General features: G+C 71.1%; 23 protein-coding genes. 10 read left to right on the forward strand and 13 right to left on the reverse strand.

Features of this window, described 5'->3' with window-relative positions:
• Nucleotides 1–12: 12 nt before the first annotated feature.
• From FB554_RS02025 to FB554_RS02035, 3 genes are read right to left on the reverse strand one after another with little or no spacing between them, the layout of a single operon-like run.
• Complete coding sequence (locus FB554_RS02025) at nt 13–852, reverse strand: MOSC domain-containing protein (RefSeq protein ID WP_142004406.1); 840 nt, start codon at nt 850–852, stop codon at nt 13–15.
• A gap of 7 nt (nt 853–859) precedes the next feature.
• Entirely contained in the window at nt 860–1,384 is a 525-nt protein-coding gene (locus FB554_RS02030; RefSeq protein ID WP_420809455.1) for a beta-class carbonic anhydrase, read from the reverse strand.
• On the reverse strand, nt 1,381–3,087 hold the full coding sequence (locus FB554_RS02035; protein ID WP_142004408.1) for a fumarate hydratase: 1,707 nt from the start codon (nt 3,085–3,087) through the stop codon (nt 1,381–1,383). The genes FB554_RS02030 and FB554_RS02035 overlap by 4 nt, the downstream gene beginning before the upstream one ends.
• 160 nt (nt 3,088–3,247) lie before the next feature.
• Between FB554_RS02035 and FB554_RS02040 the strand changes: the two genes are divergently transcribed.
• The 5 genes from FB554_RS02040 (at nt 3,248) to FB554_RS02060 (ending at nt 8,609) form a co-directional block, all read left to right on the forward strand.
• Nucleotides 3,248–4,528, forward strand: coding sequence for an extracellular solute-binding protein (locus FB554_RS02040; protein WP_236022216.1), 1,281 nt, complete (start codon nt 3,248–3,250; stop codon nt 4,526–4,528).
• Nucleotides 4,525–5,484, forward strand: a complete 960-nt coding sequence (locus FB554_RS02045) for a carbohydrate ABC transporter permease (protein WP_142004410.1) — start codon at nt 4,525–4,527, stop codon at nt 5,482–5,484. Before FB554_RS02040 ends, FB554_RS02045 begins: the two co-directional genes overlap by 4 nt.
• A 3-nt stretch (nt 5,485–5,487) precedes the next feature.
• Nucleotides 5,488–6,351 (forward strand): carbohydrate ABC transporter permease, encoded by an 864-nt coding sequence (locus FB554_RS02050; protein ID WP_142004411.1) that lies wholly within the window; start codon nt 5,488–5,490, stop codon nt 6,349–6,351.
• A 43-nt stretch (nt 6,352–6,394) separates the two neighbouring features.
• Nucleotides 6,395–7,669 (forward strand): ABC transporter ATP-binding protein, encoded by a 1,275-nt coding sequence (locus FB554_RS02055; RefSeq protein WP_142004412.1) that lies wholly within the window; start codon nt 6,395–6,397, stop codon nt 7,667–7,669.
• A 223-nt stretch (nt 7,670–7,892) separates the two neighbouring features.
• Nucleotides 7,893–8,609 carry an SDR family oxidoreductase gene (locus FB554_RS02060; RefSeq protein ID WP_142004413.1) on the forward strand — a complete coding sequence of 239 codons (717 nt, stop codon included), beginning with the start codon at nt 7,893–7,895 and terminating at the stop codon, nt 8,607–8,609.
• A gap of 13 nt (nt 8,610–8,622) precedes the next feature.
• Here FB554_RS02060 and FB554_RS02065 read toward each other — a convergent pair whose 3' ends face one another.
• Both FB554_RS02065 and glpX read right to left on the reverse strand, forming a co-directional pair.
• Nucleotides 8,623–9,540 carry a carbohydrate kinase family protein gene (locus FB554_RS02065; protein WP_142004414.1) on the reverse strand — a complete coding sequence of 306 codons (918 nt, stop codon included), beginning with the start codon at nt 9,538–9,540 and terminating at the stop codon, nt 8,623–8,625.
• Nucleotides 9,541–9,542: 2 nt separating this feature from the next.
• A complete protein-coding gene (glpX, locus tag FB554_RS02070) occupies nt 9,543–10,553 on the reverse strand; it encodes a class II fructose-bisphosphatase (RefSeq protein ID WP_142004415.1) in 1,011 nt (336 codons plus the stop codon).
• Nucleotides 10,554–10,676: 123 nt separating this feature from the next.
• Here glpX and FB554_RS02075 point away from each other — a divergent pair, with 123 nt between their 5' ends.
• Nucleotides 10,677–11,273, forward strand: coding sequence for a DUF4245 domain-containing protein (locus FB554_RS02075; protein WP_142004416.1), 597 nt, complete (start codon nt 10,677–10,679; stop codon nt 11,271–11,273).
• Here FB554_RS02075 and FB554_RS02080 read toward each other — a convergent pair.
• Genes FB554_RS02080 through xseA form a run of 4 tightly spaced genes read right to left on the reverse strand, consistent with a single transcriptional unit; the run spans nt 11,249 to nt 13,447 of the window.
• Entirely contained in the window at nt 11,249–11,662 is a 414-nt protein-coding gene (locus FB554_RS02080; RefSeq protein WP_142004417.1) for a type II toxin-antitoxin system death-on-curing family toxin, read from the reverse strand. The two genes, FB554_RS02075 and FB554_RS02080, sit on opposite strands and share 25 nt — an antisense overlap.
• The gene (locus tag FB554_RS02085; protein WP_211344515.1) at nt 11,659–11,859 is read right to left on the reverse strand and encodes a DNA-binding protein; all 201 of its coding nucleotides are present in this window, start codon (nt 11,857–11,859) and stop codon (nt 11,659–11,661) included. Before FB554_RS02085 ends, FB554_RS02080 begins: the two co-directional genes overlap by 4 nt.
• 22 nt (nt 11,860–11,881) lie before the next feature.
• Nucleotides 11,882–12,214: an exodeoxyribonuclease VII small subunit gene (locus FB554_RS17855; protein ID WP_142004418.1), complete on the reverse strand. Its 333-nt coding sequence runs from the start codon at nt 12,212–12,214 to the stop codon at nt 11,882–11,884.
• A gap of 9 nt (nt 12,215–12,223) precedes the next feature.
• Complete coding sequence (xseA, locus tag FB554_RS02095) at nt 12,224–13,447, reverse strand: exodeoxyribonuclease VII large subunit (RefSeq protein ID WP_236022217.1); 1,224 nt, start codon at nt 13,445–13,447, stop codon at nt 12,224–12,226.
• 67 nt (nt 13,448–13,514) lie between these two features.
• Here xseA and FB554_RS17490 point away from each other — a divergent pair, with 67 nt between their 5' ends.
• Complete coding sequence (locus FB554_RS17490) at nt 13,515–14,180, forward strand: N-acetyltransferase (RefSeq protein ID WP_236022218.1); 666 nt, start codon at nt 13,515–13,517, stop codon at nt 14,178–14,180.
• Between the two features lie 10 nt (nt 14,181–14,190).
• The gene (locus FB554_RS02100) at nt 14,191–15,243 is read left to right on the forward strand and encodes a 4-hydroxy-3-methylbut-2-enyl diphosphate reductase (RefSeq protein ID WP_142004420.1); all 1,053 of its coding nucleotides are present in this window, start codon (nt 14,191–14,193) and stop codon (nt 15,241–15,243) included.
• Between the two features lie 396 nt (nt 15,244–15,639).
• Here the strand turns inward: FB554_RS02100 and FB554_RS02105 are convergent, their stop codons facing one another.
• Nucleotides 15,640–16,872 (reverse strand): DNA recombination protein RmuC, encoded by a 1,233-nt coding sequence (locus FB554_RS02105; RefSeq protein ID WP_142004421.1) that lies wholly within the window; start codon nt 16,870–16,872, stop codon nt 15,640–15,642.
• Nucleotides 16,873–16,925: 53 nt separating this feature from the next.
• On the opposite strand from FB554_RS02105, the gene FB554_RS02110 reads away from it, so the two are divergent.
• Nucleotides 16,926–17,768, forward strand: coding sequence for an Fpg/Nei family DNA glycosylase (locus tag FB554_RS02110; protein WP_142004422.1), 843 nt, complete (start codon nt 16,926–16,928; stop codon nt 17,766–17,768).
• 34 nt (nt 17,769–17,802) lie between these two features.
• On the opposite strand, the gene FB554_RS02115 is transcribed toward FB554_RS02110, so the two are convergent.
• The 3 genes from FB554_RS02115 to FB554_RS02125 are packed head-to-tail and all read right to left on the reverse strand — an operon-like array spanning nt 17,803 to nt 20,146.
• Nucleotides 17,803–18,801, reverse strand: a complete 999-nt coding sequence (locus tag FB554_RS02115) for a DUF389 domain-containing protein (RefSeq protein ID WP_142004423.1) — start codon at nt 18,799–18,801, stop codon at nt 17,803–17,805.
• Nucleotides 18,802–18,831: 30 nt separating this feature from the next.
• Nucleotides 18,832–19,077, reverse strand: a complete 246-nt coding sequence (locus tag FB554_RS02120; RefSeq protein WP_142004424.1) for a DUF2630 family protein — start codon at nt 19,075–19,077, stop codon at nt 18,832–18,834.
• A 28-nt stretch (nt 19,078–19,105) separates the two neighbouring features.
• Nucleotides 19,106–20,146 carry a hypothetical protein gene (locus tag FB554_RS02125; RefSeq protein ID WP_142004425.1) on the reverse strand — a complete coding sequence of 347 codons (1,041 nt, stop codon included), beginning with the start codon at nt 20,144–20,146 and terminating at the stop codon, nt 19,106–19,108.
• Between the two features lie 50 nt (nt 20,147–20,196).
• Between FB554_RS02125 and ychF the strand changes: the two genes are divergently transcribed.
• Nucleotides 20,197–21,270: a redox-regulated ATPase YchF gene (gene ychF / locus FB554_RS02130; protein WP_142004426.1), complete on the forward strand. Its 1,074-nt coding sequence runs from the start codon at nt 20,197–20,199 to the stop codon at nt 21,268–21,270.
• Nucleotides 21,271–21,289: the final 19 nt, after the last annotated feature.

A 21,289-nucleotide genomic window follows, 5' to 3' on the forward strand; every position in this document is an offset into this window, starting at 1 on the left:
GGGGGAGGCGGCTCAGTGGGCCAGCACCTCGTCGCCCACCCGGATCTCACCGGTGGAGTCGGGGATGAGGTTGGTCGCGAACAGCGTCTTGCTGCCGGAGCGGCGATAGCGCGCCAGCGTGCGGATCGGCTCCTTGCCGGTGTCGAGGCTGCTGAGGTCGATGGTCGTCATGACGCAGCGCTCGTTGGGCTTGGCGTTGCGCATCCGGACCCCGCCGATCGTCAGGCCGGCCCAGCGGTCCTCGGCGAACGGCTCGTCGCAGTGGAGCACCAGGTTCGGCCGAAAACGCTGCATCGGCAACGGATCTGGAGCCTCGTCCCCGCGCTCGAGGGCGTCGGACACCATCCACTCGTTGAGCTGGCGCAGCGAGCCGGTGGTGGCGACGGTGACCGGATAGCCGTCGGCGAACGCGGTGTGGTCGCCAGCGCGGGCATGCGCCGGGTCCAGGCGCCGGGCACTCGGGTCGGGGCACCACACCAGCCGTACGTCCTCGCGGCCGATCGCGCGCCCGACCCACTCGTGCGCCTCCGCCGCAGCAGGGAGGGCGCCCAGCCGTTGCGAGAACAGCTGCACCTCGACCCGGTCGCCGTCGACCGGCTCGTCCACCTCGAGCGGGGGGAGGCCGGGTGCGCGCAGCCGCAGCGCCGAGGTCACCTGCGGGTCGGTGCGCGCGGTGTCGGAGGTGATGCGGAACAGCGCGTGCACCTCGCGCGCGGTGACGGCAGTGCCGTCGCCGTCGACGACCATCCACGAGCGGTCGTCGACGAGCCCGCGCAGCTGCACCTGGGCCGCCTCGACCGGCCGGATCGCGCTGCTCTTGAGCGGGTGCAGGTTGATCGCGAGGATCTTCACGAGCGCCTCACCGGTGCTGGGTGAGCAGGCCGGTGTCGACGTCGTAGAGGAAGCCGCCGACCTGCACCGTGTCGGGGATCAGCGGGTGCGAACGCACCTTGGCGACGTCCTGGGCGAGGGCGTCGAGCTGGTCACTGATGACGTGGAAGCTCTGCCACGAGGCGTCCTGACCGGCCGACTCGCCGATCGTGCGGCGCAGCTGCTGCTCCGAGGCCGAGGCCATCGCGCAGCGGGTGTGCGGCACGACGAGCACCCGCTGCACGTTGAGCAGGTGCACCCCGAGCACCATCGCCTCGAGCGCCGAGTTGTCCACGCGCCCACCGGGGTTGCGGAAGATCTTCGCGTCGCCGGGAGCGAGCCCGATCATGCCGAGCGGGTCGATGCGCGAGTCCATGCACGTCACGATCGCCACGCCGGCGCGCGCCACACCGTCGAAGCCGCTGAGCGAGAACGACTGTGCGAACTCACGATTCGCCGACAACAGGTCGTCGAACGAGCCGTTGATCTGGGAGTTGTCGGTCACGTCGCTCACAGTCCTGGCCTCGTCGTGATGGTGAATGCGGTCGGCTTCGCGGTCGCGGCGAAGAAGTCGTTGCCCTTGTCGTCGACCACGACGAAGGCGGGGAAGTCCTCGACCTCGATCTTCCAGATCGCCTCCATGCCGAGTTCGGGGTACTCCAGCACCTCGACGCTCTTGATGCAGTCCTGCGCGAGCCGCGCCGCCGGGCCGCCGATCGAGCCGAGGTAGAAGCCGCCGTGCGCGGCGCACGCGTCGGTGACCTGCTTGCTGCGGTTGCCCTTGGCGAGCATCACCATCGAGCCGCCGGACGCCTGGAACTGGTCGACGTAGGAGTCCATCCGTCCCGCGGTCGTCGGGCCGAACGACCCGGAGGCGTAGCCGTCGGGCGTCTTGGCCGGCCCGGCGTAGTAGACCGCGTGGTCGCGCAGGTAGTCGGGCATCGGCTCGCCGGCGTCGAGCCGCTCCTTGATCTTCGCGTGCGCGATGTCGCGGGCCACGACCAGCGGGCCGGTGAGCGACAGCCGGGTCTTGACCGGGTGCTTGGTCAGCTCGGCGCGGATGTCGTCCATCGGCCGGTTGAGGTCGATGCGCACGACGTCTTCGTCGGCGCCGTCGGACTGCTCGCCGCCGAGCTGGGCGTGGGTGGTGTCGGGCAGGAACCGCGCCGGGTCGCGCTCGAGCTCCTCGATGAACACGCCCTCGGGCGTGATCTTGCCGAGGCACTGCCGGTCGGCCGAGCAGCTGACCGCGACGGCCACGGGCAGCGACGCGCCGTGCCGCGGCAGCCGCACCACGCGTACGTCGTGGCAGAAGTACTTCCCGCCGAACTGCGCGCCGATGCCGAGCTGCCGGGTCAGCTCCAGCACCTGCTCCTCGAGCTCGCGGTCGCGGAAGCCGTGGCCGGTGACGGCGTCACCCTCCTTGGGGAGCTCGTCGAGATACTTGGCACTGGCGTACTTCGCCGTCTTGAGCGCGAGCTCGGCGCTGGTGCCGCCGATGACGATCGCGAGGTGGTAGGGCGGGCACGCGGCCGTGCCGAGCGAGCGCAGCTTCTCGTCGAGGAAGGCCATCATCCGCTCGGGGTTCAGGATCGCCTTCGTCTCCTGGTAGAGGAAGGACTTGTTGGCCGAGCCGCCGCCCTTGGCCATGAACAGGAACTTGTACGCGGTCTCGTGCCCGGGCGCGGTGTCGGCGTACAGCTCGATCTGGGCCGGCAGGTTGGAGCCGGTGTTCTTCTCCTCCCACATGCTCACCGGCGCCATCTGGGAGTAGCGCAGGTTGAGCCGGGTGTAGGCGTCGTAGACACCGCGCGCGATGGACCGCTCGTCGGGCGGGCCGCCGGCGTCGCCGACCAGCACCTGCGAGCCCTTCTTGCCCATGACGATCGCCGTGCCGGTGTCCTGGCACATCGGCAGCACGCCCGCCGCCGCGATGTTGGCGTTCTTGAGCAGGTCGAGCGCGACGAACTTGTCGTTGTTGGACGCGGCGTCGTCGTCGAGGATCGAGCGCAGCTGGGCCAGGTGCGCCGGCCGCAGGTAGTGCGCGATGTCGTGCATGGCGGTGTCGGTGAGCAGCTGCAGTGCCTCGGGGTCGACCTCGAGGAAAGTACGCCCGCCGGGGCCCTCGACCGTGCGCACGCCCTCGCGGGTGAGGAGGCGGTAGCTCGTCTCGTCGGGGCCGATCGGAAGCATGTCTTCGTACGCGAACTCCGCCATGCCCCAAAGGGTATCCGCGGATCGGGACCACCCCGACACGGGCGAATCGGAGTGGCCTAGTTGGTGGCGGTCGTCACAACGCCGGGTGTAGACCTGGTGCCACCAACTTCATGGAGGAGGAGGCTCGATGCAGCACGGAGCACGCCACAGGCGTACCGCCGTGGCCGTGGCCGTCGCCCTCGCAGGGACGCTCGGTCTGGCCTCCTGCGGTGACGACAGCTCGTCCGGCGGCGGCACCCAGACGCTGACGTGGTACATCAACCCCGACGTCGGTAACGCCGACCCCAGCGCCGAGAAGGGCGGGCAGGCCTACCTCGCGAAGGTCTGCTCCGACGCCTCCGGCGGGCGATACCGGATCAACGTGCAGCTGCTGCCCAACAGCGCCAGCGACCAGCGCATCCAGCTGCTGCGCCGGCTCGCCGCGGGCGACCGCACGATGGACCTGATGAGCATCGACCCGGTGTTCGTGCCGGAGTTCGCCCAGGCCGGCTACCTGGCCCCGGTGCCGGAGTCGCTGACACCGCAGTTCACCCAGGACCGGGTGCGCTCGGCCGTCCAGGCCTCGACGTGGGACGGCAAGCTGGTCGCCGTCCCGTTCTGGGCCAACACCCAGCTGCTCTGGTACCGCAAGTCCAAGGCGCAGCAGGCCGGTCTCGACATGAGCCAGCCCGTCACCTGGGACCAGCTCATCCAGGCGGCGCGCTCCAGCGGCACCGACCTCGGTGTGCAGTCCTCGCTGTACGAGGGCTACGTCGTGTGGATCAACGCGCTCATCGCCGGTGCCGGCGGCAAGATCGTCAACAACCCGGGCGCGATGGGCGAGGACGTCCAGCTCGGCATCGACAGCCCCGCTGGCCGCGAGGCCGCGCGGATCATCAGCACGATCGCCAAGGGCGGTCTGGGCGGTCCGTCGATGAGCACCAGCGAGGAGACCGAGTCGCTCGACCTGTTCAAGGCCGGCGGCGCCAACTACCTGGTCAACTGGCCCTACACGTACGGCGCGCTGACCGGCGACAAGTCCGACGTCGCGGCGACCACCTACCCCCGGACGGTCGAGGGTCGCAACGCCGCACCGCCGTACGGCGGGATCCAGCTGGGCGTCGGCGCCGAGAGCCGCAACCCCGACCTCGCCTACCAGGCCGCCGCGTGCATCACCAACGAGAAGAACCAGGCGACCTACATGGCCAAGGCGGGCAACCCGGCCAGCCGCAAGTCCTCCTACCAGGACCCGGCCGTGCTCAAGGCGTTCCCGAACGGCATCGCCCAGACGATCTCCCGGTCGCTCGACCAGGCGGTGCCGCGCCCGCAGTCGCAGTACTACGGCGACATCTCCACCGGTCTGCAGCAGCGGTTCAGCCCGCCGAGCTCGGTGACCCAGCAGACGCCGAAGACCGCGCAGAATTTCATCCAGGACGTGCTGAAGGGTGAGGCCCTGCTATGAGCACCATCTCCACCGCGGTCGAGTCGCCGGAGACCGACGAGCGCAAGCGCAGGCCGGGCCTCAGCGACCGCGCCAGGGGTGAGCGCAACCTCGGCTGGAAGCTGGCCGGGCCGGCGTTCGTCATCATGCTGCTGGTCACGCTCTACCCGATCGCCTACGCGATCTACCTGTCGCTGTTCAGCTACCGCCTCACCGACCCCGAGGCGCGACGGTTCGTCTTCCTGCAGAACTACACGACCGCGCTCACCGACCCGCTGTTCTGGGAGGCGTTCGTCACCACGTTCATCATCGTGGTGGTCACCCTGGTGATCGAGCTGGTGCTCGGCATGGCGATCGCGATGCTGATGCACCGGGTCGTGATCCCGCGCCGCACGCTGCGCACGGTGGTGCTGATCCCGTACGCCATCATCACCGTGGTCTCGGCGTTCTCCTGGCTGTTCGCGGCCCAGGTCGGCACCGGCTTCTTCAACCACTGGCTCAACGCGTTCACGTTCGGTGCGTTCCCGCTGGACTACGACTGGTTCGGCGGCCGCTGGTCGGCGCTGACGATCATCTGCCTGTCGGAGATCTGGAAGACCACGCCGTTCATGTCGCTGCTGCTGCTGGCCGGGCTCGCCCAGGTCGACAGCGCGATGGAGGAGGCGGCCAAGGTCGACGGCGCCACCTGGTGGCAGCGCTTCCGCAAGGTGGTGCTGCCCAACATGAAGGCCGCGCTGATGGTGGCGGTGCTGTTCCGCACGCTCGACGCCATCCGGATCTACGACAACCCGCAGGTGATGACCGGCGGTGCGAACAAGACGATGACGTTATCCATGCTCGTCGCGAACGAGACGATCAACCGCGTCGAGATCGGCATCGGGTCGGCGCTCGCGGTGATCCTGTTCGTCATCGTGCTGATCGTGGCCGCGATCTTCGTGCGCGGCTTCAAGGTCGACCTGACCGGTGGAGGGAAGTAGGCGATGGAGACCAAACCCAGCCCCAAGACCCGCAACTGGTTGTTCGTCGCGTCCATCGTCATCATGATCTGGACCGCGATCCCGCTGCTGTGGATCCTGGCCACGTCGTTCAAGGGCACCGAGGCGCTCGCCGACTCCGAGCAGAACCGGTTCGGCAACTTCTGGCCCAAGGACCCGACGCTGGAGAACTACAAGCTGATCTTCACCGGGGAGGCCAGCGACCTGTTCAACCCGGCGCTGCGCAACTCGCTGATCGTCTGCCTGGTGGCGACGCTGATCAGCGTGGTGCTGGCGACGTTCTGTGCGTACGCCATCTCGCGCCTGGACTTCCCCGGCAAGAAGACGATCCTCACCACGGCCCTCGCGGTGTCGTTCTTCCCGGTCATCGCGATGGTGACGCCGCTGTTCAACCTGTGGCGGCAGATCGGTCTGTTCGACACGATCCCGGGTCTGATCATCCCCTACCTGGCGCTCACCCTGCCGCTGTCGATCTGGACCCTGACGGCGTTCTTCCAGCAGATCCCGTGGGAGATGGAGCAGGCGGCCCAGGTCGACGGGGCGACCAGCTGGCAGGCGTTCCGCAAGGTCATCGCCCCGCTGGCCGCGCCGGGCGTGTTCACCACGGCGATCATCGCGTTCTTCACCGCCTGGAACGACTTCGTGTTCGCCTCCAACCTGACGTCCTCCAACAGCGCCCGCACGGTGCCCGCCGCGCTGGCGTTCTTCACCGGCGCCAGCCAGTTCACCCAGCCGACCGGTGCGATCGCCGCCGCGGCGGTCGTCGTCACCATTCCCGTCGTCATCCTGGTGCTGCTGTTCCAGCGCCGCATCGTCGCCGGCCTCACCTCGGGCGCGGTCAAGGGCTGACCGCCCGCCGTCCAGCCCTCGCGCCCAGAAGGAGCAGAACGCAATGTCCAGCATCGAGCTGAAGAACATCTCCAAGCAGTACGACGACGGTTACCAAGCCGTCACCGACGTCAACCTCGACATCGCCGACGGGGAGTTCGTGATCCTGGTCGGCCCGTCCGGGTCGGGAAAGTCGACCCTGCTGCGGATGATCGTGGGGCTGGAGGACATCTCCTCCGGCGACCTGCTCATCAACGGCAAGCGGGTCAACGACCTGGCGCCGCGCGACCGCAACCTCGCGATGGTGTTCCAGAACTACGCGCTCTACCCGCACCTCACCGTGTTCGAGAACATCGCCTTCCCGCTGCGGCTGTCCAAGGGGTCGCACAGCGAGGAGGAGATCAAGAGCAAGGTCAACGCCGCCTCGTCGATGCTCGAGCTCGACGACCACCTCGAGCGCAAGCCGGCCAACCTCTCCGGTGGTCAGCGCCAGCGCGTCGCGATGGGCCGAGCGATCGTGCGTGACGCCGACGCGTTCCTGTTCGACGAGCCGCTGTCCAACCTCGACGCGAAGCTGCGCGGCCAGATGCGCACCGAGATCGCCCGCATGCAGCGCCGGCTCGGCGTCACGACCGTCTACGTCACGCACGACCAGACCGAGGCCATGACCCTCGGTGACCGGGTCGCGGTGCTGAAGAAGGGCGTGCTGCAGCAGGTCGCGAGCCCGCGCGAGCTGTACGAGCAGCCGGTCAACCTGTTCGTCGCAGGCTTCATCGGGTCGCCGCCGATGAACTTCCTGCCGGCCGAGGTCGAGGGCGGGGTGCTGCGCCTGCCGTTCGCGGACGTACCCGTCAGCGGTGCGCTCGCCGACCGGGTGCGCGACCTGGACCTGGTGATCGTCGGCATCCGCCCGGAGTACTTCAAGGACGCCTCGCTCGGCGGCTCCGAGGGCGTCGACTTCACGGCGGTCGTCGACCAGACCGAGTGGCTCGGCAACGAGCAGTACGCCTACATCCCCTACGAGACGCACCCCGGGGTGCAGGGACGGCTCGACGAGCTGGACCGCGAGCTCGACGGTGAGGGCATGCGGCCGCAGGTCGTGGTCAACCTCGACTCCCGCTCGCGGGTGCGCGAGGGCGCCGAGGCGCAGCTGACGTTCGACCCGAGCCTGATGCACGTCTTCGACCCCAACACGGGCGAGAACCTCACGCGCGACGAGGACAAGGCCGCCGAGATCGCCCGCGACAGCGAGGAGCAGCGCAAGTCCGCGCTGGAGCGCGCGCAGCGGCTGGCGAGCGAGCAGAGCGAGCGCCCGCAGCAGCGCGAGCAGACCGCCTGATCGCAACCCCGCCCGCCGACGACGGCGGCACAGCCCATGTTGTTGGGCCGCGTCTCCTCCTCGCGGCGAGCTCGCAGGCTCCCTCGTCGCGCATCGTCGACGGCGGCACAGCAAGCACGACGGCGGCACAGATAACTTCTGTGCCGCCGTCGTCGTACGTGTGCCGCCGTCGACGATGGACGGGCGGGGGAGCGTACGCCTTCGCCGGGCTTACGTTGGTGCCATGAGCGATCGCAAGAGCGTCCTGATCACCGGCGGCACCCGAGGCATCGGGCGTGCGTGCGTCGACGCGCTCGCCGACGACTGGCACGTCATCGTGGGCGGGCGAGACGAGAGCGCGGTGCGTTCCCTCGTCGAGTCGCTGCCCTCTGCCGCGCCGTTCGTCGCCGACCTGGGTGACGAGCACTCCACCGCCGCGGCGGTGGAGGCTCTCGGGCTCGACCGGCTCGACGGCCTGGTCCACTCGGCGGGGGTTGCGGGCGGCGCGGCCACGCCCGAATCGAACCGCGCGATGTGGCGAAACATGTTGGAGCTCAACGTGATCGCCGTGTCGGAGCTGACCCGGCTGCTGCTGCCCGCGCTGGTCGCCGCGCAGGGCACGATCGTCACGATCAACTCCGGCTCGGGTCTGCGCGCGAGCGGCAAGGGCGGGCACTACCCGGCGTCGAAGTTCGCGCTCACCGCGCTCACCGACGTGCTGCGCGAGGAGCTGCGCCCCGACGGGGTGCGGGTGAGCTCGGTGCACCCCGGACGGGTCGACACCGACATGCAGCGCGAGCTCGTGGCCGGCGAGAACCGGGCGTACGACCCCGAGGAGTTCCTGCGGCCGGAGTCGGTGGCCGTGGCGGTGCGCACCGCGCTGACCGCGACGCCCGACGCGACCTACGAGACCATCTCGATCCGTCCGGGGCCGGCGGCGACCAACCGACGCACCAGCTGAGTCCCGTTGTGGCTCAACCGAGCTCGTCGCGGCGCGGCGGCTGGGCACCCTGGCGCGACACGGTGATCGCCGAGCTGCGGATGGCCAGGTCGACCGCCTGCAGCAGCTGGTCCTTGGAGGCCATGCGCAGCCGTTCGCGCGCGTCGACCCCGCCGAGCAGACCCTGGTCGAGCAGCCCGGCGATCAGGCCGGACATGAACGAGTCGCCGGCGCCCACCGTGTCTGCGACCTCGGCGCGCACGCCCGGCACCTCGACGGTCTCGCCGGTGGCCGTCACGTGCACGAGGGCGCCGTCGGCACCCCTGGTCGCGACGACGAGGGCGGGGCCGAGGCGGCCCCACAGCCGCAGGATCTCGGCCGTCGACGTCTCGTCGCCGTGCAGCCAGGAGATGTCCTCGTCGCTGGCCTTGACCACGTCGCTGAGCCCGACGATCTGCTCCAGGTCGGAGCGGACGTCCTGCGGCTCACCCATGAGCGTGGGACGCACGTTGGGGTCGTACGAGATCGTCGACTCGGCCCGACCGCGCAGCAGGGCCTCGCGCACCTGCGTCGCGCCGGGCTGCATCAGCGCACCGATCGATCCGGTGTGCAGGTGGTCGAAACCGGTGGGCACCTCCGCGAGGTCCCACGCCAGGTCGAACTCGTAGGTGGCAGAGCCGGATTCGTCGACCGTGGCGGTCGCGGTCGCGGTGCGCTCGGCGTTGCGGCTGCCAGGGGTGAGGCCCACGAAGTCGTGGCCCAGGTGCTCCTCGATCAGCCGGCCGTGGTGGTCGGTGCCGATGCTCGTGGCGAGCTCGACGTGGTGGCCGAGCCGGGCCAGGCCGACGGCGACGTTGAGCGGGCTGCCGCCGACGTGCTCGCGGGTCTCCCCGGAGGACTCCTTGACGATGTCGACGAGCGCCTCGCCGACGACCAGGCTGCGGGCGCCCACGGTCACGGGGTCCGGCCGGGGCCGGCGTAGCCGGCGAGCTTCTCGATCTGGTGCTGGGCCTCGATCAGCCGGATCGTGCCGCTGCGCGAGCGCATCACGAGCGACTGCGTCGTGATGCCGCCGGAGCGGTATCGCACGCCCTTGAGCAGCTCACCGTCGGTGATGCCGGTGGCGACGAAGAAGCAGTTGTCGCCGCGCACCAGGTCGTCGGTGGACAGCACCCGCTCGAGGTCGTGACCGGCGTCGACCGCGCGCTGCTTCTCGTCGTCGTCCTTCGGCCACAGCTTGCCCTGGATGACGCCGCCCATCGACTTCATCGCGCACGCCGCGATGATGCCCTCGGGGGTGCCGCCGATGCCGAGCAGCAGGTCGATGCCGGTGCCCTCGCGGGCCGCCATGATGGCGCCGGCCACGTCACCGTCGGTGATGTAGCGGATGCGCGCGCCGGCCTCGCGCACCTCGCGCGCCAGCTGCTCGTGACGGGGCCGGTCGAGCATGACGACGGTGACGTCGGAGACGCTCTCGTGCTTGACCTTGGCGACCCGGCGGATGTTCTCGGCGACGGGCAGGCGGATGTCGACGACGTCGGCCGCCTCCGGGCCGGTCGCGAGCTTGTCCATGTAGAACACGGCGCTGGGGTCGTACATCGAGCCGCGCTCGCTCACGGCCAGGACGCTGACGGCGTTGGTCATCCCCTTGGCGGTGAGGGTGGTGCCGTCGATCGGGTCGACCGCGACGTCGACGTCGGGACCGGTGCCGTCACCGACCTGCTCGCCGTTGTAGAGCATCGGGGCGTCGTCCTTCTCGCCCTCGCCGATCACCACGGTGCCGTTCATCGACACGGTGGAGATGAGCGTGCGCATGGCCTCGACCGCGGCGCCGTCGGCGCCGTTCTTGTCGCCGCGGCCCACCCAGCGGCCGCCGGCCATGGCCGCGGCCTCGGTGACCCGTACGAGCTCGAGCGCCAGGTTGCGGTCGGGAACTCGGGTGCTCGTGCTCGGATCTTGGGTCATGTCGCTCCTCGGGACGGCAGCTTCGGCGCCGAGCGCCGGCGCTGCGCCGACTCTATCGACCGGCTCAGGCGTGCGGACCGGCCCGTGGTGAGCCCGGCCAGGAGCATCGGGGACCATGGGGGCGTGCCCGCCACCCTCGCCCAGCAGACCCAGCCGTCCCCGCAGCCGCCCGCCCGGCGCCGGGGGATGAGCGGCTCGGCCCGCAGCATGGTCATCTCGATGCTCGTGGTGCTCGCGGGGTGCGCGGTCTGGATCGCGATGGTCCCGCGGGTGAGCACCACCGCGCAGCCGGTGCAGAACGTCCCGGCCATCGCCCGGGAGGTCGGCATCCAGCAGCGCTGGGACGTCGCCGTGCCGGCCGGGCTCGGCGAGCAGTGGGTGCCGGTCAACGTGCGGCTCATCCGGCTGGAGAACCAGCCGCCCACCTGGCACGTCGGCTATCGCGCACCCTCGGAGGACTTTCTCTCGATGGAGCAGACGCAGCGCGGCGACGCGGCGTGGGTGGCCAAGCAGACCAACAACGGCACCCCGCAGGGACAGGTCTCGCTGGACGGCGCGACCTGGCAGCGGTTCACCGCGGGTGACCGCCGCAGTCTCGTACGCACCGAGCCGCTCAGCGGGCTGCGCACCGTGGTCCTGGGCGAGGCCGACTGGCCGGAGCTGGAGGCGTTCGCGAAGTCGCTGGAGCCGACCCGTCAGGGCACAGCCACGGGGCGCTGACGGGCGGACCGTGTCAGGGGACGCAGGCGGTCGGCTACCTCGGCTGCCGACCTCAGCCGACCCTCGGCGATGTCCAGAACGAGGTCGAACTTCTCGTCGTCGGAGGCGACGACAGGGACACCGTTGAGCCCGAGGAACAACCGGGTCGCCACGAGGGCCGTCCGCTTGTTGCCGTCGACCAGTGCGCGGTTCGTGATCAAGGACGACAAGAGCGCGGCGGCCTTGGTGACGACGTCGGGGTAGGCCTCGTTGCCCAACGCGCTGGCCCGCGGGCGGGCGAGCGCGGACGCAATCAGTCCCCAGTCGCGCACCTGGGGTGGCCTCCCGAGCGCCGCGCGGGCACACGCCAGCACGTCGTCGAGGTCGAGGTAATCGACCTGGTCGGTCACGCGTCCTCGAGGCGACGAAGCACGTCGGCATCCTCGGTGACGATCTGTGTCAGGAGTTCGTCCCGCAGCTGTCGCCGGTGCGCGGTGTAGTCCTCGATCGCCTGGACGACGACGGCGTGCATCGACCGGCCCTCGCGCTCGGCCGTGTCGCGCAACGAGGCGGTTTGCTCATCGGTGAGCCGAAGCGTCATGGCCATGACCGGATGATACCGCGCGGTATCACTCCTCGTCGGTCGTGGCGGCGTCGAGGCGCTGCTCGGCGGAGTCGAGGCGGCGCTGGCAGTGCGCCGCGAGCTTCTCGCCGCGCTCCCACAGCCGCATGCTCTCGTCGAGCCCGGCCGAGCCGCCCTCGAGCTTGCTCACGATGCTCACCAGCTCGTCGCGGGCGTCCTCGTAGGACAGGTCGGCGATGTCGGCGTCGGCCTCGTCGTCGGAGCCCTCGGACCCGACGGCCGGGTCGTCGGCGTCGCCGAGGCTGGCGTCGTCGAGATCGCCGCCGTCGTCGAGACCGGTGTCGTCGAGCGTCTCGTCGGACTCGTCAGGATCTGCCATGCCCGCAGCCTAGGAGACCGGGGTGACAGCGAAGTCGCCGTGGGCGACGGTGACGCGCAGGGTCTCGTCGGGGTCGACGTCGGCCCGGTCGAAGACGACCTGCCCGTCGGCGTGGCGGACCACGGCATAGCCGCGGCGCAGGGTCGCGTCGGGGGAGAGCGCCCGCAGCTGCGCGCGCAGGTGGCCCAGGCGGTCGTCGGCGCGCTCGAGCCGCAGCTGGGCACCGGCCCGGCCGCGGCGGTGCAGCTCGACGACCTCGCCGCGGCGGATGGTGACGAACGTGCTGCGGTCGGCGAAGGCCGGGCGGGTGCGGGTGGCCTCGAGCCGGTGGCGCTCGTGGCGCACGCGCGAGCGCAGCGCCTGCATCGCGCGCCCCCGGGCGGCGGAGATCTGCTGCAGCTCGGCGGCGATGTCGGGCACGACCACCTTGGCCGCGTCGGTGGGCGTGGAGGCCCGCACGTCGGCGACGAAGTCGAGCAGGGGCGCGTCGACGTCGTGCCCGATCGCGCTCACCACGGGGGTGCGCGCGTCGGACACCGCCCGCACCAGGGCCTCGTTGCTGAACGGCAGCAGGTCCTCGACCGAGCCGCCGCCGCGCGCCACCACGATGACCTCGACCTCGGCCAGCGCATCGAGCTCGGCCAGCGCCCGGCTGACCTCCTCGACCGTCGTGGGCCCCTGCACCGCGACCTCGCGGATCTCGAACTGCACCGATGGCCAACGGCGGCGGGCGTTCTCGACGACGTCACGCTCGGCCGCGCTGTTGCGCCCGGTGATCAGGCCGACGCGGCGGGGCAGGAACGGCAGCGGCCGCTTGCGGCCGGCGTCGAACAGGCCCTCGCTGCGCAGCAGCTGCTTGAGCTGCTCGACGCGGGCCAGCAGCTCGCCGATGCCGACGTGGCGGATCTGGCGGGCGTCCATCATCAGCGAGCCGCGCTTGGTCCAGAAGACGGGCTTGGCGTGCACCACCACGCGGGTGCCCTCCTGGATGCTCGGGCCCATCGCCGCGAGCGTGGTGGCCGGGGCGGTGACCGACAGCGACATGTCGGTCTCCGGGTCGCGCAGCGTGAGGTAGCAGGTGGCCCCGCGGCGGTTGAGCTGCATGATCTGGCCCTCGACCCACAGCGGCACCATCTTGTCGACGTAGTCGGAGATCTTCAGGCTGAGCTTGCGCACCGGCCACGGCTGCTCGGCCGTGGTGTCGGAGGCGCGCTCGGGCAGGGGAAGACTCACGGGGGCAGCGTAGGCGTCGCCGCCGACACGGGGGCGCTGACGCAGGCGGTGGCTACGCTCCCGACCCGTGCACCCGATCGCCCAGGCCGTCGTCGCGGCGCTGGACGACGCCTTCCCGCCCGTCGACGGGCGCTGGACCCGGGTGCCGCTGTGGCGGCCCGGCCTCGAAGGTGTCGTGGCGATGACGGGCCACGCCTTCGTGGCAGTCGGCGACGACGTCACCGACACCCGCCTCGACGAGCTCGGGGCCGACGGCTTCGGCGGCGCGGCCGACGCGCGGTTCACCGTGGCGCTCGCCGGCACCGGATATCTCGAGGTCCACGACCTGCTGCTGGCACGGCGCGCCGAGCGCACCCCCGGCACCGCAGCGGTGCCGCGGCCCGACCTGGCCGACCACCCGCGCGTACGTCTGGCTCGCCTGCTCCGCGACGACGTCACCGTCCACGGGTCGCCCGACCCGGCGCTCGGCGACGTGATCACTCTTGGCCGTGGCGTCGCCGGGCTCACCGAGCTCGGCCTGGAGCTCGACCCGGACGGGCCTGCGCGACGGGGCGCGGGCGTACTCGCTGCGGCCCTGGGCATCCCCGAGCCGGGGACGCCCGTCGTGGCGGCCTGCGCGCCGGGCAACACGCGTGCGGTGCGGCGGTTCCTCGCGGCGGGATTCGTGCCCGTCGGGTCGGTGCAGCTGTGGCTGCCGGAACGGCCGTCCGGAGGCGTTGCGACCGGCGTCTAGCATGGAACGCATGACCGACACCGCCGCCCCGGCCCAGGCCAGCGACGCCGCGACGCCCGACGAGAGCGCCACCAAGCGGGTGCTGCTCGCCGCGCCCCGCGGCTATTGCGCCGGCGTCGACCGCGCCGTCGTGACGGTCGAGAAGGCGCTCGACCTGTACGGCCCGCCCGTCTACGTCCGCAAGCAGATCGTCCACAACAAGCACGTCGTGACCACGCTGGAGAAGCGCGGCGCGATCTTCGTCGACGAGACCGACGAGGTGCCCGAGGGCGCCACCGTCATCTTCTCCGCCCACGGCGTCGCGCCGGTGGTGCACGACGAGGCGAAGGCCCTCTCGCTGAAGACGATCGACGCCACCTGCCCGCTCGTCACGAAGGTGCACCGCGAGGCCGTGCGCTTCGCCGACGACGACTACGACATCCTGCTCATCGGCCACGAGGGCCACGAGGAGGTCGTCGGCACCTCCGGCGAGGCGCCCGAGCACATCACGCTCGTGCAGAGCCCCGACCACGTCGACGAGGTCGAGGTGCGCGACCCCGAGAAGGTCGTCTGGCTCTCGCAGACCACGCTGTCGGTCGACGAGACCATGGAGACCGTGCGGCGCCTGCGCGAGAAGTTCCCCCAGCTGCAGGACCCGCCGAGCGACGACATCTGCTACGCCACGCAGAACCGCCAGCTCGCGGTCAAGCAGATGGCCCCCGAGACCGACCTGATGATCGTCGTCGGCTCCACGAACTCCTCGAACTCGGTGCGCCTCGTCGAGGTCGCGATCGAGCACGGCGCCAAGGACGGCCACCTGGTCGACTACGCCGACGAGATCGACGAGTCGTGGCTCGAGGGTGTCCAGACCGTCGGCGTCACCTCCGGTGCGTCGGTGCCCGAGGTGCTCGTGCGTGACGTGCTCGACTTCCTCGCCCGGCACGGTTTCGAGGACGTCAAGGCCATCACCGCCGCCGAGGAGAGCCTGCTGTTCGCGCTCCCCAACGAGCTGCGCCGCGACCTCAAGGCCCGCCAGGGCAAGGAGGCCGACAAGATCCGCCACGACGCCGGCTCGCTGCACTGATCGACTGACGCGCCGGTCCGCGCGACGTCACAACCCCCGGTATCGGCCCTTGTGACCTTTTCCGCGCGTCGCGTGACGTCACAACCCCCGGTATCGGCGCTTGTGACCGCTTCCGCGGGTCGGGCGACGTCACAACCCCCGGTATCGGCCCTTGTGACCGCTTCCGCGGGTCGCGTGACGGCACAACCCCCGGTATCGGCGCTTGTGACCGCTTCCGCGGGTCGCGTGACGGCACAACCCCCGGTATCGGCGCTTGTGACCGCTTCCGCGGGTCGGGCGACGTCACAACCCCCGGTATCGGCCCTTGTGACCGTTTCCGCGCGTCGCGTTACGTCACAACCCCCGGTATCGGCTCTTGTGACGCGCTTCTGACCACCCCACCCCCGCCGTACGTCCTCAGCCGGCGTCGCGTGTCCGCTCGCTCTCCCCGGGGCGGGGTGCGGCGTTGGAGACCGATCGGCCGTCCGCCAGCCCCAGATCGAGCTCGGGGCGGGCATCGTCGGCGGTGGCTGCGGCGAGCAGCTCGGGCGCGGACAGGCTGCGCGGGGTGGCCTCGATGGGTGGCACCTCGGGAAGCTCGGAGTCGGTCAGCCCCAGCTCGTGCATCTTGCGGCCGGTGGCCAGCACGCGCGACTCCAGCGACCCCACCAGCTGGTTGTAGGTCTCGACGCTGCGCCGCAGCGAGCCGCCCATCGCTGCGACGTGCTTGCCCATCGTGCCGAGCCGCTCGTGCAGCTGGCGGCCGAGGTCGAGCAGCTCGCGCGCGTTGCTGGTGAGCGCGTCGTGCTGCCAGGCCAGGGCCACGGTGCGCAGCAGCGCCATCAGCGTGCTCGGCGAGGCCAGCACCACCTTGCGGGCCAGGGCGCGGTCCATCAGCGACGGGTCGCTCGTCAGGGCGTCGGCGAGCATCGCGTCGGCGGGCACGAAGCAGGCGACCATCTGCGGCGCGTCGTCGAACGCCGACCAGTAGGCCTTGGCCGCCAGCGTGTCGACGTGGCCGCGCAGCGCCCGCGCGTGCGCCGCCAGGGCGTCGGCGCGCTGCGTCGCGTCGAGGCCGTCGGCCTGCGCGTCGAGGAAGGACGTCATCGGCGCCTTGGCGTCGATCACCAGCACCCGCTCCCCGGGAAGGCGCACGACCACGTCGGGCCGGACGCGCACGTCGTGGCGCGTCACCGCGCTCACCTGCTCGTCGAAGTCGCAGCGGGACAACAGCCCGGCGTGCTCGAGCACGCGGCGCAGCTGCAGCTCGCCCCAGGCGCCGCGCGCCGTCGAGGAGTTGAGCGCACCGGCGAGGCTCGCGGTCTCGCGGTGCAGCGAGGCGGTGCTGGTGGCGACCTCGCCGAGGCGGGAGGTGAGCCGGCCGTACTGCTCCTGCCGGTCGCGCTCGAGGGTCTGCACCTGCTGCTCGACCCGGCCCAGCGCGTCGCGCAGCGGGCTCAGCGCTGCCGCGGTCTGGGCGTCGTCGGCGACCGTGGCCTCGAGGTCGACCACGCGCTCGCGCAGCAGGTCGCGCTCGGTGCTCACCGCAGCGGTGCGCGCGGCGAACGACTGGCGCAGCCACGCCGCCGCACCGAGCGCGCCGACGACGAGGCCGACGAGCAGGCCCACCAGGGCGATCACGATGTCCATGCCGAGCAGGCTGCCATCCGGCACTGACAACGGTGGCCGCTAACCTCGCTCCGATGCCAGAGGGACACGTCACGCACCGCATCGCGGGGGCGCTCAACCGCGCGTTCGCGGGCCGCGTCGTGCGCTCGACCAGCCCGCAGGGCCGCTTCGACGAGGGGGCCGCGCGCTTCGACGGGCACGTGTTCGACCACGCCGAGGCCTACGGCAAGCAGATGTTCCTCGCCGCGCAGGGCGTCGACGACATGGTCAACATCCACCTGGGGCTCATCGGCAAGTTCGCGCTGACCCCGACGTACGACCTGCCCGAGGTGGGTCAGATCCGCTGGCGTCTGCAGACCGAGGACCCGCCGATGACGATGGACCTGCGCGGCGCCACCGTCGTGGCGCTGCGCACGCCCGAGGAGGTCGAGCAGATCGTCGCGCGGCTCGGCCCCGACCCGCTGCGCACCGACGCCGACCCCGAGGTCGCCTGGGCGCGAATCCATAAGAGCGCCAGCCCGATCGGCGTGCTGATGATGGACCAGAAGATCTTCGCCGGCGTCGGCAACATCTATCGGGCCGAGACGCTCTTCCGGAACCGCATCGACCCGTTCATGCCCGGAAAGTTCTTGCGGCGCAACGAGTTCGAGGCGCTCTGGGACGACCTCGTCGAGCTGATGCCGCTCGGCGTGCGCGACGGCCGCATCGACACCGTGCACACCGACCACACGCCCGAGGCGATGGGGCGTGCCGCGCGCGTCGACCGGCACGGCGGCGAGGTGTACGTCTATCGCCGGGAGGGGCAGCCGTGTCTCGTCTGCGCAACGCCGGTCAGCAGGGTCGAGCTGGCGTCGCGAAACCTGTTCTGGTGCAAGCGGTGTCAGCCTCGGTCGCGGCGACGGGCCGTGCGCGGCTGACTGACCGACGTGCGTGCGCCGGTCAGGGCGCGACTCAGTCGTGGACGTGGGCGCGGCGTTCGACCATCCGGCTGCGCGCCCGGTGGAAGAAGGCGGCGTCACGGCTCTCGGCATAGGCCCAGCCGGCGCGCAGCGAGAGCACCGTGAGCAGGCCGGAGGCGATGAGTCCGCCGAAGTTCAGGCCGAGCTGTGCGGCGCTGCCGACGAACTCGTCGACGTCCCACAGGGCGAGGCCGAGCGCCATCCCGCCCGCGGCCGGCACGGTCGTGACGGAGATGAAGACGCCCACCATGGCGTTGGACTTGTCGGTGGCCATCGCGAGCACCCCCGCCGCGCCGGCCAGCAGGGCGACCACGAACGACCACTGGTCGGGTTTCCAGATGAAGCCGGTGAGCGGTCGAGGGCCGGTGATGGACAGGGTGTCGATGAACCCGGTGCGCAGCCCGATCCAGGCCAGCGCGGCGGTGGTGAGGATCGCGAAGACGAACCCGGAGACGAGCAGGACCAGCGACCGGCGGACCAGCTGGAGGTGCCCGAGCCCGAGCCCGGTGCAGATCGCGGCGATGAGCATGAACTCCGGCCCGACGACCATTGCGCCCACGACCAGCACGGGGGAGTCGGTGATGATCGCGACCCCAGCGAGCAACGTCGCGAGCAGCAGGAACAGGTAGTACGACACCGTGGGGGTCGCGGCGGACTCCGCCTGGTCGAGCACGACGTCCCAGATCACGGCGTCGTCGGCCTCGCCGGGCGCGTCGTGCTCGATGCGGGCCGCCTGGTCGAACGGCGTGGCGGCGGGGCGGGTGAGGACGATGCCGCCGCGCGTGGCCACCCCGATCTGGCGCAGCTGGCCCACGACCGAGCCGACCAGCTCACGGGCCACGTCGGCCTCGAAGACGTCGCCGACCGGCTCGAGGGAGGCGCCGCGGACGTACGTCACGTTGCAGATGCCGCCGTTGTCGGTCAGCAGGTCACGCACGTCGTCGCCGAGCTCGGTCGGGACGGTCAGCCGGAGGTGCAGGAGCCCGCTCATGCGGGCGATCCTGCCGCAGCCGGCACCGGATCAGCTCTCGTAGTTCTCCACGACGCTCTGTGGGCGGACCTCGGCCTCGCTCGCGGGCTCGCCGAACTCGCGCTTGGCGTCGCGCTGGCGCAGCAGGTCCCAGCACTGGTCGAGCTGGCGCTCGATGTCGGCCAGCTTGCGCTGCTCGTCGGCCGCGGAGATCTCGCCCTTGCCGAGCTGGCTGCGCAGCTGGTGCTCGGCGTCGACGAGGTCCTTGATGCGGGTGTGGATGTCGGGGTCGCTCATGGGGGCATCGTGCCACTGGGCCCCGACATCAGTCCTGCAGCACCCCGAGGTAGCGGCGGGGGACGTGGGCCAGCAGGCCACGGTCCAGCGCGATCACCGTCGGCGAGAGCTCCTGGGTGGGATGCAGGTCGGGCAGGTCGTCGTGGTGGGAGAAGGGTGCCTGGCTCTCGGCCTGCAGGACGGCCGGCGCCGCTCCATCGAGCAGCAGCAGCACGCTGATCCGGCGTCGGCGGTTGATGCCGGTGCCCCGGCTCGCGGCCAGGCGTGAGCGCTCACGTACCCGGATGCCGACGGCGCTCACCTGCGTCCAGGACAGGTCCCACCCGCGCGGGCCGGTGCGGCGGATGCCGGCCGCGTCGATCTGCAGCTGCTGCGGACGGATGGTCAGGCCGCCCAGGAGGAGGAACAGGCTCAGACCGGTGAACATCGCCCCGACCAGGCCGCCCATCACGCGCTCACCCGTCCCGCTCAGCCCGTTGGTGGCGAAGGCGGCGGACCACAGCGTGGAGCTCCCGAGCAGCAGGCAGCCGGCACCCGCCAGCAGGATCAGCAGCCGGGTGCGCTGCGGGGCCAGCTCGATCGACACCGGCCCGTACGCCGGTTGCCGGCTGGCGGAGTCCGGCGCCGGGAGCGGGGGCGCAGCGCCGGGCCGGGCGGGTTCCTCGAACGTCGGACCCGGCGGCGTGGTGACGGGCGCCGGCTCGGCCAGCGCGGGCGTACCGCCCTGCAGCTGCGGCTCCGACGGTTCCGGCAGCAGCGGCGCCCGCCGCAGCCCGAGGAACGCGAGCACGGCCAGCGGCAGGGCGAGGAGGGCGTACCGCTCGTCGGCCTGGAGGGCGTACGCCGAGCCCAGCATGAGCCCGAACGCGCCCGCCACGACGGGCAGGGGCAGGCGCCGAGTGCCCGGTCCGAGCTGCCAGAGCATGGCCGCCACCAGACCCACGACGAACAGGACCCCCACCCACCCGGGCAGCCGCCCGACGATCTCGGTGAGGCCGGCGGCGGTCGTGACCATCAGGTTGCTGCTGAGGAAGGCGACGGTCAGCAGGGTCCGCCGGGGGTGGCTCATGGCGGCATGCTGTCAGCAGCCCGGCGACGGCGACGTAGGATGCATGTCTCGTGGCACTCACCATCGGGATCGTCGGCCTGCCCAACGTCGGCAAGTCGACCATGTTCAACGCCCTGACCAAGAACAACGTGCTCGCCGCGAACTACCCGTTCGCGACGATCGAGCCCAACGTCGGGGTGGTGCCGCTGCCCGACCCGCGCCTCACCCAGCTCGCCGAGGTGTTCAGCAGCGAGCGGATCGTCCCCGCCACCGTGTCGTTCGTCGACATCGCCGGCATCGTCAAGGGCGCGTCCGAGGGGGAGGGGCTCGGCAACAAGTTCCTCGCGAACATCCGCGAGGCCGACGCGATCTGCCAGGTCGTGCGCGCGTTCGTCGACGACGACGTGCACCACGTCGACGGCAAGATCGAGCCGGCGTCGGACCTGGAGACCATCAACACCGAGCTGATCCTCGCCGACCTGCAGACCCTCGAGAAGGCGGTGCCCCGCCTCGACAAGGAGGTCAAGGGCAAGAAGACCGACAAGTCGGTCCTCGACGCCGCGCTCGCCGCGCAGGCGGTCCTGGAGGACGGTCGTACGCTCTTCGCCGCCGGCGTGGACACCGCGCCGATCCGCGAGCTCGGACTGCTGACCGCCAAGCCGTTCCTGTACGTGTTCAACGTGGACGAGGACCAGCTCACCGACGAGGCGTTCCAGGCCGAGATGTCGAAGCTGGTCGCCCCCGCCGAGGCGATCTTCCTCAACGCCAAGCTCGAGTCCGACCTCGCGGAGCTGTCCGACGAGGAGGCCGCCGAGCTGTTGGAGTCGGTCGGCGTCGAGGAGCCGGGCCTGCACCAGCTGGCGCACAAGGGTTTTCGCACGCTGGGGCTGCAGACGTACCTCACCGCTGGGCCGAAGGAGTCGCGCGCCTGGACGATCCCGGTCGGCGCCACCGCCCCCGAGGCCGCGGGCGTCATCCACACCGACTTCCAGAAGGGCTTCATCAAGGCCGAGGTCATCTCGTTCGACGACCTGGTCGACGCCGGCTCGGTCGCCGAGGCCCGCTCGCGCGGCAAGGCGCGCATGGAGGGCAAGGACTACGTGATGCACGACGGCGACGTCGTGGAGTTCCGCTTCAACGTCTAGCGATGCCGGCCGTGTTGGC

It is taken from the genome of Barrientosiimonas humi, assembly GCF_006716095.1.
In the GTDB taxonomy this organism is placed as follows: domain Bacteria; phylum Actinomycetota; class Actinomycetes; order Actinomycetales; family Dermatophilaceae; genus Barrientosiimonas; species Barrientosiimonas humi.

Coding starts and splice junctions, on each gene's coding strand:
- FB554_RS02120 (WP_142004424.1), bottom strand. CDS start 19,077: ATGAGCGACCCCGACATCCACACCCGCATCAAGGACCTCGTCGACGCC.
- FB554_RS17855 (WP_142004418.1), bottom strand. CDS start 12,214: ATGGCAGATCCTGACGAGTCCGACGAGACGCTCGACGACACCGGTCTC.
- FB554_RS02125 (WP_142004425.1), bottom strand. CDS start 20,146: ATGAGCCACCCCCGGCGGACCCTGCTGACCGTCGCCTTCCTCAGCAGC.
- FB554_RS02105 (WP_142004421.1), bottom strand. CDS start 16,872: ATGGACATCGTGATCGCCCTGGTGGGCCTGCTCGTCGGCCTCGTCGTC.
- FB554_RS02115 (WP_142004423.1), bottom strand. CDS start 18,801: ATGAGCGGGCTCCTGCACCTCCGGCTGACCGTCCCGACCGAGCTCGGC.
- FB554_RS02085 (WP_211344515.1), bottom strand. CDS start 11,859: ATGGCCATGACGCTTCGGCTCACCGATGAGCAAACCGCCTCGTTGCGC.
- FB554_RS02035 (WP_142004408.1), bottom strand. CDS start 3,087: ATGGCGGAGTTCGCGTACGAAGACATGCTTCCGATCGGCCCCGACGAG.
- FB554_RS02100 (WP_142004420.1), top strand. CDS start 14,191: ATGACCGACACCGCCGCCCCGGCCCAGGCCAGCGACGCCGCGACGCCC.
- FB554_RS02050 (WP_142004411.1), top strand. CDS start 5,488: ATGGAGACCAAACCCAGCCCCAAGACCCGCAACTGGTTGTTCGTCGCG.
- FB554_RS02055 (WP_142004412.1), top strand. CDS start 6,395: ATGTCCAGCATCGAGCTGAAGAACATCTCCAAGCAGTACGACGACGGT.
- FB554_RS02045 (WP_142004410.1), top strand. CDS start 4,525: ATGAGCACCATCTCCACCGCGGTCGAGTCGCCGGAGACCGACGAGCGC.
- glpX (WP_142004415.1), bottom strand. CDS start 10,553: ATGACCCAAGATCCGAGCACGAGCACCCGAGTTCCCGACCGCAACCTG.
- FB554_RS02110 (WP_142004422.1), top strand. CDS start 16,926: ATGCCAGAGGGACACGTCACGCACCGCATCGCGGGGGCGCTCAACCGC.
- FB554_RS02060 (WP_142004413.1), top strand. CDS start 7,893: ATGAGCGATCGCAAGAGCGTCCTGATCACCGGCGGCACCCGAGGCATC.